The sequence below is a fragment of the Geobacter sp. SVR genome (genome assembly GCF_016865365.1).
Taxonomy (GTDB): Bacteria; Desulfobacterota; Desulfuromonadia; order Geobacterales; family Pseudopelobacteraceae; genus Pelotalea.
This window is the reverse complement of record NZ_AP024469.1, coordinates 4,196,762-4,208,908: the sequence shown is the minus strand read 5'-3', so window position 1 is coordinate 4,208,908 and position 12,147 is coordinate 4,196,762. Positions and strand designations below refer to the sequence as shown.

Here is a 12,147-nt window from a genome sequence, read left to right as displayed (position 1 = left end):
TCATATGCGGGAGGGATTTGCGTCTCCTCCTGAAGATGAAAAAAAAGCATCCCTGGGGATGCTTTGCGATCGGGCCCCGCGGGCGCATGCCGCGGAGCCCCTCATCACAGCCTGCTACAGCACCGCCTCGAGGTACTTGGCTGTTCGTTCGCGTTTTTCCTTTTCAACGATCTTCGGATCTACTTCGATGAACTTCTCGTCAGGCGTGATTTTGAACAGCGGCTGCCCTTTCTGAACGATGGTGCCGTCGCTGCCCTGCATGATGATCTTGTCGATGGTGCCGGAGAAGCTGGCGCGCACGGTGTTGAACATCTTCATGACCTCGATGATGTAGAGCGCCTGGCCCTTCTCGAAATGCATGCCCTCCGATACGAACGTAGGCAGCCCCGGAGCCTCCTGGCCGTAATACATCCCGCCACAGACAGCCACGATCTCGTCGGCCTTGGTAGCGGGAGGGGGCACCAGGACCTTCTTCATGCGCGCCTGAAGTTCCGTATCATGCAGGGAGGCCGGAATGGTGACTTCCAGATCGTCCTCAACCTTGAAGTCCCAGAATTTGACGTTCTCGGCGATCAGGAACAGCATACCGAGCAGTTCCAGGCCTGCTTCGTAGCCGACATGCGAGGAGCGGATCAGGTCCCACTCTTCGACGCTGAAACCTCCCTGCGGCTTGTCCTTTGCCAGCAGGGCGGAAAGCTTGTCGAACTCGTGCATGCCGAGTTTGAAGCGCTCCGACAGCGTGCCGTAGAAACGCAGCCCTTTCTGCAGCAGGTCGTTGTCGTGATCCCAGATTACTTCCGCGGCCGGGGCCTTGGAATCATAAGCCATGTTGAGATAGTCGTAGGTGTCGGCCAGGATTACGAAGGGATTGTCGTGCCAGACGACCTTGTGCTTCACGATACTGAAGTTGGAACGATTGATCGAGAGCCACCCGGAAAGCAGGTGGGGATCGTTCAGCAGTTTGTCCATCGGCCGGGTCACCAGAGTGCCCTTGCGATCGAGAATCTGCGACATGGCCTTGCCGGCGGCCGGATCGTCCGGGAACTGCACGGCCATCCGCTTGGCATAGGCCTTTTTCATCTGAAAGAAGGCGGAAACGGTATCGATCTTGTTGGCTTCCTCTTTGAGCTGCCCCACCAGGGTCAGGTAGGGAACCACGAAGCGTGTGGTCGGCTTGGCCATGACGTTCTGCCCGAGGAACCAGTTGACCAGGCCGTAGTGAAATTCAAGGTTGGTGGCAAGGTCGGTGCCGCGCAGGGTGGTCTTGCCAAGGACCCGGGAAAGGTGGCGGTAGCTTTCCAGGCGGTCTTCACCCTTGGTGAGCAGCAGCGCGATGTTCGAGTCGTAGGCGCCGGCCACCTTGTAGCGCATGAACATGCCGGTATCGGGGTTGACCAGACTGATACCCTGGTCGTCGCGGATTTCACCTTCGATCGGTTTTGACCAGTAGCGGATCATGCCGCCGGCATGGGGTGAAAGCGAACAGTCGGTAGCGTTGAGACGCGCCTCGGCGCCGGCGCCGAAGCGTGCGATGCGCTCCGGCTTGGGGAGACGCTTCTTGTGGCGGGCCAGGAGGGCCATGGCCTCCACCAATGATTCGACAATGAAGAAGTCGTTTTTGTCCTTGGGATTGGTGAATTTCAGGCTGTAGCACAGTTCGGAAACGCGGTGCTCAACCTGAATACGGGTATTCACCTCCATAAAGTAATAGCGGTCGCGGTCGACAATGCATTCGAAGGTAGAGGCAGAATCGAGTCCCACGGCCACGCCGAACTTGGTGGAATCCTCTTCCATCCGCTTGAGCACTTTCAGGTCGCTCTCCAGGGCCTTGACTTCCGCTTTGCGCCCGGCTTTCTTGGCCTTATCGATCGCCAGAGCCAAACTCTCCTGGGTAACCGAAATCTCCAGCAGCTTCTGCTCGTGCATCTGCAAGGAACAGTCACGCCCCCCCAAGGAAACGCACCACTCGCCGTTGCCCAGCAGCTGGATCTCGTTGTGGCGCGTCTGCTCGATGTTCAGCTCTACCAGAACGTTCTTGTTGTCGCCCACACCATTGGCCTTGACCTCGTTAAGCACCTCGCGCACCAGCGTCGGGGTTTCGGCGGCTGCATCCTTGATCTGCCTGTCGGTCGGATTTTTCAGGGTGAGCAGTGCGCCACCCAGGATGCGCTGCCCTTTACCACCGCCGCCGCCAATGGCTTTGAGGCGGATGCGGCTGCCCGGATACTCCTTGAACATGGCGACCACCTCGGCCTCCACCTGGGTGCACAGTTCCTCGATTGTATAGAGATCAAGCCCCTTTTCATAGGAAACATACAGGATCTCGTCCGCCAGGTCCTCCAGCGCGAGTTTCTTGTCGTTCAGCACCTTGGCGTCGACCGCCAGATCATGCGTTTTGACCAGCCCAAGCAGTTTCTCGCGAGTGCCGTATTTTTTAACCAGTGTGCGGGCTGTGACGTTGTTGATGCCGGGGGTGACGCTGACACCGACCTGCAGTGCGGTCCGCTTGGCTTCGTCCTTCTTGCCCGCGTCGGCCTGGGTACGCGAGTTGGGGCCGATGAAGCTGAGCCCTGCCTTCTCGATGGCGGCCACGAACTCTTCGTCCTCGGCCATGAAGCCGTATCCGGCGAAGATGGAGTCGTAGCCGTTGTCCTTGGCGATCTGGATGATCTGTCCGATGCGCTCGACGCGCTCCTCCTTGCTGGCTCCGGTGTAATCGGGTACGCGGTGAACCCGGTTGGAATCAGTCAACTGGCGCAGTTCCGGGGCCAGTGCATTCGCATATACGATCGAATCCTTTTCCGAAAGCAGGATGCCGTAGTGCCCGATGCCCATTTCTTCGAAGACATCCATGGCTTCCTTGCGGATCGGGCCGCGGCAGACGATCAGAGGTTTCAGATCTTCGCAGGCAAAGGAGCGGACCCACTCGGATGCGGATCTCCCGAGGCGGCGGTCACGGTGAATCAGGGGGTTGTTCATGTAAAGATCATTCATTGGTCTTTATCTCCAATTCATTCGAAGTTGAATCACATTCCAGGGGGATTTCCGATGTCCGAACAGAAGGGAATCCCTGAATCCCCAATTTGCAAAAGGGGACTTACCGTCTGACTTAGTGGAACTCCCGCTGTGGCCCCATCATCGGCCCCGGCTTGTAGTGGCGCATCAGGAAAGACATGTTCTCTCCCAGCACCTTGCGCAGATCGGTCGGCATGACGATAGAGGAGATCGATCCCAGAGCCAGACCCTCCTTGGGGTTCATCAGCTCCTTTTCGTAGCGCTGGTTGAGGGCCCCTTCCTGTGCTTTCAGCCACTCCGCGGCTTCCTTCTCGGCGTCCCGTTTGGCTGAATCACCCTCCATGCCGGCCTTGATGCGCTCGTTGGTACCGCTCTTGATCATTTCGGCTGCCGTAGTGCGCACCTTGCGCAATTCGTCCTTGTAAACGAATTCCTTGCCGGCCGGCCCCATGACTGCCAGACGGGTCGTCGGAAGCGCCAGCACCAGATCGGCACCGGTGGGATAGTTGTTATAGGAGGCATAGGCTCCACCGTAGGCATTGCGCAGGATCAGCAGGATGCGCGGGGTGCGCACGTCCACGATCGAGTCGAGCATGGAACGTCCGGCCTGGACGATCCCGCGCGATTCCTGCTCGCGTCCCGGCAGAAAGCCGGTGGTGTCTTCCATGAAGATGATCGGAATATTGTATATATTGCAGAAACGGACGAAGCGGGCGATCTTGACGGCTGAATCGCAGTCGATCTGGCCCGAAGCCACGGCGGAGTTGTTGGCCACGAAACCGACCACCTGGCCACCCAGACGCCCGAAGGCGGTGACGACTTCCTTGGCACGCTCTGGCTGCAGTTCGAAATAATCGCCATGATCGCAGATCTGCTGAATAATGATGGAGACATCGAACGGCGTATTGAAACCGGTGGGTGAATTGAAGGCCTTTTTCAGCAGGGTGTTGATCTCCCAGGTCTTGCGGTCCAGCGGATCGCTGGTCTCCTGGAACGGTGCTCCGATGCTGTTGTTGTCCGGGATGTAGGAGAGCAGCCGCACGGCGGTCCGCAAGGCAGCCACTTCGTCGGTAACAGTCAGGTCGGCCACGCCGGACCTGCCGTGCACCTTGGGGCCACCCAGCTCTTCCGGAGTGATGTCTTCACCCAGGACAGACTTTACGACCCCCGGGCCGGTCAGGCCAAAGAAGGTCTCGTTGGGCTGGATGACGAAGCTGCCCTGGCGCGGCAGATAGCTGCCGCCGCCGGCGTTGAAGCCGAACATGCACATGATGGAGGGAACCACGCCGCTGATCTTGCGCAGGGCTGTAAAGGCTTCGGCGTAGCCGTCCAGGCCCCCCACGCCGGCCGGTACAAAGGCGCCGGCCGAATCGTTCATGCCGATCAGCGGGATGCCTTTTTCGCCGGCCATGTTGAAAAGCTTGGCCAGCTTGCTGCCATTGGTGGCGTCGATCGATCCGGCGCGTACGGTGAAGTCATGGCCGTAAACAGCCACGTCGCGGCCGCCGATGTTGAGAATGGCAGTGACGAGCGAAGCGCCGTCAAGGTTCTTGCCCCAGTTCTGGTACAGGACATTGGGGGCCTTGTCCGAGAGCACCCGCAGGCGTTCCCACACGGTCATGCGTTTCTTGAAGTGCTGCTTTTCTATCTGCTCGATCTTGACCGACTTGATCGGACGCTGGATCAGCTCGTGGCCCTCTTTCATGGCCTCTTCATAGCCACCCTTCTTGCCGGGGATTTCTCCGGGAATGGTGAACTCGACCTGTTCGGGGGGATCAAAAGGATTCTTCAATGACGGTTTAATCGCTTTTTGAGACATGCCTGCCATCCTTCCGCTACGTGGATTTTTGCAACTGCACTGATTGTCGGGATATTTCGAGTCTGCCCACTTCATCCAGGCAGGCGCTCTTTTGATGGATTAGTGACCGGTAACCGCGGGAGGGCCTGAAGCTTATCGTGCAACCACTGCCAATACCTTGACCTCTTCGCCGTCCTTGGAAAGCAGGCGGTGCCTGAGGGCAGAGTCGAAGTAGACGCAATCCCCTTCGTCGAGGGTGATGCGCCGGTCATCCAGCAGCAGCTCCGCAGTGCCCTTCATGATGAAAAGGAATTCCTCGCCGTCGTGGCTGTATGTGTTTTCTTCCGAAACCTTTTCCGCGACCGTCAGCAGAAAAGGCTCCATCTTTTTGTTCTGCTTGTGAAAGGAGAGGGATTCGTAGGAATAGCCCTGGCTGGTGCCGGCCCGGGAAATAACCCGGGGAATGGCCTTGCGCTCGTTGGCGCGCACTACTTCAAAGCGGCATTCCTCTTCATCCTCGGCGAAAAACATACCGATTTTTACATCGAAGAATTTGGCGATTTTCGAAAGCGTGGCAATGGGGGGAGAGACGTTGTTGTTTTCGATCTGGGAGATCAAAGCCGGGGAAAAACCGGTCTCCTTGGCGACAGCCTGCAGGGTAAGCTTCTTTGCCAAGCGGAGTTTTTTGATTTTCGCCCCGATGTTAAAATCCGTCATGCCGCCACCTGTCTGGAATATAACCAGTTTTGATTGCGGCGTTTGTATACAATTTGCCCGGTGTTGTCAATATAATTTTATTGGGAATAAAAAAGGCCAAAACAGGCCCCGAAAAAAAGTTTATTTTAGATAAAAAAGGGGGTTGGAGCAGGGGAGGGGAAAAGAAAAAAGCCCCGGGTTTCAGACCTGGGGCCGGCGCATCAATGTTTGGAATCAGTCAGCCTGCGTGCCAGGATTTGCAGGGTATGCAGTACCTCGATGGAAGAACCGTGCTGTTTAAGGCCGTCGGAGAGCTGCATCATGCAGCCCGGACATCCGGTGACCACCGCCTGGGAAGAGGTGGCGATAATTGCACGGCTTTTGGCTTCGTTGATGGTCATGGAGGAGCCGTAGTGATAGACGTTGAAGGTGCCCCCCAAGCCACAGCAGCGATCGGCCCCTTCCATCTCGGCCAGGTCGGTGCCGGGTGTTCCCCGCAGCAGTTCGCGGGGCTGTTTGGTAATGCCGCGCGTGCGCAGGTGGCAGGGATCGTGGTAGGTGATGCGGATGTCCCCGCCCGCACCGGTCTGCTGCGGATCGAGACCGAGCTTGTGCAGCAGCTGCGCCGCATCCACGGTCTTAGCGGCCAGTGCGTCCAAGCGCGTCCGCAGTGCGGGATTTCGTTTGCCGATTACCAGCGGGTAGAGCCGATGCAGGGCCCCTCCGCAGGTAGCGCAGGCGCTCATGACATAGTCGGCCTCGTAGCGCTCCATCTCGGTCAGGTTTTTTTCAGCCAGTTCCCGCACGGTATTCAGGTCACCGCCGGACATGCCGGGCAGGCCGCAGCACTGCTGGCCCTTGGGGATGATGATCGTGCAGCCCAGGTGCCGGAAGAGCGCCAAGGCCGCTTCCCCTACCTCGGTATAGACAAAATTGGTCATGCAGCCGACAAAAAAGACGATACGCGGTTTTCCCGGCTCGCCGGGGATCACTTCGGGGTGACGATCCATGAAGGGCTGTGCGGCAATGGCCGGGATGTGCCGCCGGTTACCCACGAAGGGCAGCGGGAAGCGCAGCCGCAGACCGGAGGTTTCGGGTACTTTCTTGAAAAAGAGAGGGCCGAGCAGCGATGCCATCCTGGCCCCCATTTTCATCCGGGTACGGTTCTTGATGACCTGGCCGACCGCCTGATGAAAGGTGGTCAGACCACGTTTTTTCGCCAGGGCCTCGCGGGCTGCGATGACGATCTCGTCGGTGGGTACTTCGTTGGGGCATTTCTCGACACAGCTGCCGCACAGCAGGCATTTGGACATGGCCTGGTAGGTCTGGTCGTCCAGTTCCAGGTTGTCTTTCAGCAGATGCTGGGCAAGGGCGACCTTGCCCCGCGCCACGGCCGGCTCGCGTCCGAAGGCGGTGAAGGCGGGGCAGTTGGCCCGGCAGGCGCCACATTTGACGCATTTTTTCAACTTGTCTTCAACCCGTTTGATCGGGTCGGGTGTTTGCTCTTCCACTTGGAAAACCTTTCTTACAATACAACAACTCTTCGTAACTCCCCCCTGTCCCCTTTAGGCTCGATGGGGCCTCTTATCCTAAGAGGGGGAACGCATGGTCAGAATTGCAGGCGAAACTACCATTACAGCCGCTCCGAAGCGTTCCTCCCCTTAGATTAAGGGGAGGACAGGTGGGGTTACAGATTCAAGCTTAATACTATACAATTGGAGCGCCAATCACAAGGGCAGGTGTTGCTTCTCTCGGCATTATGCAGCCACCTTTGCCCGCCATTCCTCCAGCGCCACCAGGGCCCGTTCCGCCAGCTTCTGGCGCCGCTCCTTCTTTTTGATGCGCCCCGGCAGTTCGAGAAAGAGCCCGTAGTTGACGTTCATCGGCTGGAAGTGCCGCACGTCGGCATTGGTGATGTGCGCCATCAGGGCGCCCAGCGCCGTTTCGGGGGGCGGTACCAGCGACGGCTGGTCCTGCAGCAGGCGCGCGGCCGTAAGTCCGGCCAGGAAACCGCTGGCGGCGGACTCGACATATCCTTCCACACCGGTGATCTGTCCGGCAAAGAAGATGCGCGGATCCGTCGTGAGCTGCTGGGTCGGCAGCAGCAGGGCCGGGGCATTGATGAATGTGTTGCGGTGCATCGAACCGAGCCGGACGAACTCGGCCTGCTCCAGCCCCGGGATCATTCTGAAGACGCGGCGCTGTTCCGGCCAGGTCAGCTTGGTCTGGAATCCGACCAGGTTGAACATGGTCCGTTCGCGATTCTCGGCCCGCAGTTGGATCACGGCATGCGGCTCGGTGCCGGTGCGCGGGTCGCACAGCCCCACCGGCTTCAGCGGACCGAAGCGCAGTGTCTCCACCCCCCGTGCCGCCATCTCCTCTACCGGCATGCAGCCTTCGAAATGGATGATCTTTTCGAAATCGCGGGACGGGACCTTGTCTGCCGCCAGCAGCTCATCCACCAACCGGCGATACTTCTCTTCGTCGAGCGGACAGTTGAGGTAATCGTCGCCATCCCCTTTGCCATAGCGGGAGGCGGCGAAAACCTTGGTCATGTCCAGCGAAGAGGCCGCCACGATCGGGGCGATGGCATCGTAGAAATACAGCCGGTCACCGGTCAGGCCGGTGATGGTCTCAGCCAGGCTGTCGCTGGTCAAAGGTCCCGAGGCGATGATGACCATACCGGTTGCGGGCAGCGCAGTGACCTCGCCCTGTTCCAGGCGAATCAGGGGATGGCTGTTGATCTTCCCGGTCACGTAGGCCGAGAACAGTTGCCGGTCAACGGCCAGGGCTCCGCCGGCTGGCACGCGGGTGGCTTCGGCCGCCTTCATGATCAGCGAATCGCAGCGGCGCAACTCCTCCTTGAGCAGCCCCACCGCGTTGTCGAGCGAGTCGCCGCGCAGGGAGTTGGAGCAGACCAGCTCGGCCAGGCCGGGCAGGTGATGGGCAGGGGAGAATTTCTCCGGCTTCATTTCGTGCAGCGTGACCGATACGCCGCGTTGGGCGGCCTGCCAGGCCGCCTCACAGCCGGCCAGGCCGGCGCCTATGATAGTAAGTGTGGAATGAGCTTCTGGATTCACGTGGACCATCTTTGATTGGATTGGTGGGTGGTGATGTGTGCGTCGTCTGCACGGTGCTACTTCTTGGGGTTACCCCCCTCCTTGAAGTCGCAGCCCTCCTTAGGACATTTCAGGAATTCACCCTCGCGCTTGTAGACCTTTTTGACCAGCAGCGGAAATCCGCATTTAGGGCAGGGACGCTCCACCGGCAGGTCCCACAGGGCGAACTTGCACTGCGGGTAGCGGTTGCAGGAGTAGAACATCTTGCCATAGCGCGATTTCTTCTCGGTCAGCTCCCCCTGCTTGCATTCCGGGCAGGTCACGCCGGTGCCGCGCGGCTTCACCAGGGGCTGGATATTCTTGCAGGCCGGATAGCCGGAGCAGGCCAGGTACTTGCCGTAACGACCATCCTTGACCAGCATGGGGGAGCCGCATTTGTCGCACTTTTCCTCCGAGACCACCGGTTCCTCGGACTCGGCTCCCTTGTCGCCGTCCAGGTTGCGGGTATACTTACAGCCCTCCTTGAACCCGGAACAGGCAATGAACTTGCCGCGCTTGCCCAGTTTGACCACCAGCGGTTTGCCGCACTCGGGGCAGGCCTCGTCGGTGGCTTCGGTGGTCAGGTCCGACTTCTGGACTTCTCCCTCCTTCTGCTTGAGCAGCGTCATGAAGGGGTCCCAGAATTCACGCAGCAACGGCTTCCACTGTTTCTCGCCGCGCGATACCTGGTCCAGTTCCTCTTCCAATCCGGCAGTGAAGTTGTAGTCCACGTAGCGCGAGAAATGGGCCACCAGCAGGTCGTTGACCACCATACCCACGTCCTCGGGGAAGAAGCGCTTCTTGTCAAGCCGGGCGTATTTGCGTTCCAACAGAGTGTTCATGATCGAGGCATAGGTGGAGGGGCGGCCGATACCGAACTCTTCCAGGGTCTTCACCAGGGTGGCTTCGGTGTAACGGGGGGGGGGCTGGGTAAAGTGCTGCTCGGGCAGCAGTTCGTGCAGCTTGAGCGCGGCACCCTCGTTCATGGCGGGCAGCAGTCCTTCCTTTTCCTCGTCCTGATCGTCCAGCCCTTCAATGTAGAGCTTCATGAAACCGGGAAAACGGATGACCGTGCCGGCGGCCCGCAAGCCGCAGGCCCGTGCACCAGCAAACGGTCCGTCCGGAATCGCTCCGGCCAGGTCTGCCGCGATATCGACCGAGGTCTGTTCCAGCTGTGCCTCGGCCATCTGGCAAGCCACGGTGCGTTTCCAGATCAGTTCGTACAGTTTATGCAGGTCCGGGGTCAGAAACCGCTTCAGCTCCGCCGGAGTTTTGGCGATATAGGTCGGCCGGATGGCCTCGTGGGCCTCCTGGGCGTTTTTGGTCTTGGTTTTAAAGATGCGCGGCTTGGCCAGGGCATACTCTTGACCATAGGCGGCCGCAATGACATCGCGGGCCTCGGCCAGCGCCTGGGCCGAGAGGTTGACGCTGTCGGTACGCATATAGGTGATCAGGCCGACGGTGCCCCCTTCGCCAATATCGATACCTTCGTACAGCTTCTGGGCGGTCGACATGGTCTTCTTGGCCGAGAAGCCGAGCTTGCGCGAGGCCTCCTGCTGCAGGGTCGAGGTGGTGAACGGGGGGGCAGGGTTGCGTTTTCGGTCGGTCCGGGTGATCTTCGCCACCTGATAGCTGCCGGACTGGAGCGCCGTCTTCAGGCCCTCCGCGACCTCCTGGCCCGGGATGTCGAATTTGCCGAGCTTTTTGCCGCCAACCTCCACCAGACCGGCCTTGAATTCCTGTCCCGGCGATACCCCCAGTCGTGCGGCAATGGTCCAGTATTCCTGCTCCTTGAAGGCCTGGATCTCCTTTTCCCGTTCGCAGATCAGGCGCAGAGCCACCGACTGGACCCGGCCGGCCGACAAGCCGTAGCGGATCTTCTTCCACAGGAACGGGGAGAGATTGAAGCCGACCAGGTAATCAAGCACCGAACGGGCCTGCTGCGCATCGACCAGTTCGCCGGCAATGGAGCGCGGGTTCTGAATGGCGTGGATGATGGCATCCTTGGTGATTTCATGGAACACCACCCGTTGGATGTCCACGGCCGGTTTCTTCTTGTCCAGGCCCAAGGCTGCCAGCAGGTGCCACGAAATCGCCTCTCCCTCGCGGTCGGGGTCAGTTGCCAGGAGCAGCCGGTCGGACTCCTTGAGGGACTTCTTGATGGCGTCGATATGCTTCTTGCTTTCGGGCAGGACGTGGTACTTGGGCTCGAAATTGTTTTCTATATCCACCGAACCCTGTTTACTGGGAAGCGCCCGGACGTGCCCGAAGGAGGCCAGCACCTTGTAATCGGGGCCGAGAAACTTCTCGATGGTTTTGGCCTTGGCGGGCGATTCGACGATGACGAGGTTTTTGGACATGAGGTGATGATCCTTAATTCAGGAAATGGCGTAATGTGCGCCGGGCAGCGGAATTACCGCGCCCTTGAGTTCAAGGTGAAGTAACATAGAGGAAACGTCCCCGGCTGTCAATTCAGATTGGCTGATGATATCGTCGATATGCAACGGCGAACGGGCCAGTATTTCATAGATGGCTGCCTCGCGCGGTGTCAGTGCGAAACTGCGCGGCGCCGGGGATGTTTCGCCGGATAGCGTGTTGTAGCCGGGCAGCTCCTCCAGAATGTCCTCAACGCAGTCCACCAGTTTGGCCCCTTCCTTGATCAAGCGGTTGCTGCCGCGGCTGGTGACGGTATTGATGTTGCCCGGCACGGCAAAGACATCGCGGCCCTGCTCAAGGGCATACCGGGCGGTGATCAGCGAACCGCTGTTCTCGGTCGCCTCGACCACCAGCACCCCCTGCGACAGCCCGCTGATGATCCGGTTGCGGCGGGGAAAGTTCTCGGCCAGCGGCAGCGAGCCAAGAGGGAACTCGGACAGCAGGCAGCCCTTTTCGGCCATCTCCCCGAACAGTGCATTGTTCTCGGGGGGATAAATCCTGTCGATGCCGCAGCCAAGCACCCCTATCGTACTGCCACCCGCCAAAAGGGCTCCTTTGTGTGCGGCGGTGTCGACTCCGCGGGCCATGCCCGAGACAACTGCGACACCATGCTGTGCAAGCGCCTCGGCCAGACGGCCGGTAGCCAGCAGGCCATAGGTGCTGGCCCTGCGCGAACCGACCATGGCGATACAGGGCTTGCCGGCCGGAAGGGTGCCCCGTACGTACAGAAACGGGGGCGGGTCGGGAATCTCGAACAGCGATTTCGGATATTCGCCGCAGGTGAAGGTCAGCAGGCGTGCACCGCTGGTGGCGAGCTGCCGGCATTCCTGCTCGGCAAACCGTTGCCATGCGTCGCCCCTGATCGCATCCGCCACGCTGTCGGTCACTCCCTTGACCGCCGTCAGAGCGTCCCGGCTTGCGTACAGGGCATTCCGGGGGGTGTCGAAACGCTCCAGCAGGCGCCGGAACGTCACATTGCCAACCCCGGCGACCGCCTTGAGGCCGATCCAGTAGAATGCTTCCGGGTGTTCGTCGAATAAAGGCATGGGGTGCAAGCCTTTCTGATGCCGAACGGATGATTGAAAAAAAAGACCGGCCCTGTAA

Annotated in this window: 7 protein-coding genes; all 7 read right to left on the bottom strand. The window is 59.6% G+C overall.

The window, feature by feature from the left end; translation table 11 throughout:
- Positions 1-114 precede the first annotated feature (114 nt).
- Entirely contained in the window at positions 115-2,994 is a 2,880-nt protein-coding gene (locus tag GSVR_RS19740) for a biotin carboxylase N-terminal domain-containing protein (protein ID WP_173195513.1), read from the bottom strand.
- 115 nt (positions 2,995-3,109) lie between these two features.
- On the bottom strand, positions 3,110-4,834 hold the full coding sequence (locus GSVR_RS19735) for an acyl-CoA carboxylase subunit beta (protein ID WP_173195512.1): 1,725 nt from the start codon (positions 4,832-4,834) through the stop codon (positions 3,110-3,112).
- A gap of 132 nt (positions 4,835-4,966) precedes the next feature.
- On the bottom strand, positions 4,967-5,530 hold the full coding sequence (locus GSVR_RS19730; RefSeq protein WP_173195511.1) for a helix-turn-helix domain-containing protein: 564 nt from the start codon (positions 5,528-5,530) through the stop codon (positions 4,967-4,969).
- A gap of 200 nt (positions 5,531-5,730) precedes the next feature.
- Positions 5,731-7,020, bottom strand: a complete 1,290-nt coding sequence (locus GSVR_RS19725) for a (Fe-S)-binding protein (protein ID WP_173195510.1) — start codon at positions 7,018-7,020, stop codon at positions 5,731-5,733.
- A 246-nt stretch (positions 7,021-7,266) separates the two neighbouring features.
- Complete coding sequence (gene trmFO / locus GSVR_RS19720) at positions 7,267-8,589, bottom strand: methylenetetrahydrofolate--tRNA-(uracil(54)-C(5))-methyltransferase (FADH(2)-oxidizing) TrmFO (protein ID WP_239077391.1); 1,323 nt, start codon at positions 8,587-8,589, stop codon at positions 7,267-7,269.
- A gap of 56 nt (positions 8,590-8,645) precedes the next feature.
- Positions 8,646-10,967 carry a type I DNA topoisomerase gene (gene topA, locus GSVR_RS19715; protein WP_173195508.1) on the bottom strand — a complete coding sequence of 774 codons (2,322 nt, stop codon included), beginning with the start codon at positions 10,965-10,967 and terminating at the stop codon, positions 8,646-8,648.
- A gap of 18 nt (positions 10,968-10,985) precedes the next feature.
- A complete protein-coding gene (gene dprA, locus GSVR_RS19710; RefSeq protein ID WP_173195507.1) occupies positions 10,986-12,089 on the bottom strand; it encodes a DNA-processing protein DprA in 1,104 nt (367 codons plus the stop codon).
- Between the last annotated feature and the right edge of the window lie 58 nt (positions 12,090-12,147).

What these genes read in the sequence shown, in the direction of transcription:
- GSVR_RS19735 (WP_173195512.1), bottom strand. Translation starts at nt 4,834, where the DNA reads ATGTCTCAAAAAGCGATTAAACCGTCATTGAAGAATCCTTTTGATCCC.
- GSVR_RS19730 (WP_173195511.1), bottom strand. Translation starts at nt 5,530, where the DNA reads ATGACGGATTTTAACATCGGGGCGAAAATCAAAAAACTCCGCTTGGCA.
- topA (WP_173195508.1), bottom strand. Translation starts at nt 10,967, where the DNA reads ATGTCCAAAAACCTCGTCATCGTCGAATCGCCCGCCAAGGCCAAAACC.
- GSVR_RS19740 (WP_173195513.1), bottom strand. Translation starts at nt 2,994, where the DNA reads ATGAATGATCTTTACATGAACAACCCCCTGATTCACCGTGACCGCCGC.
- dprA (WP_173195507.1), bottom strand. Translation starts at nt 12,089, where the DNA reads ATGCCTTTATTCGACGAACACCCGGAAGCATTCTACTGGATCGGCCTC.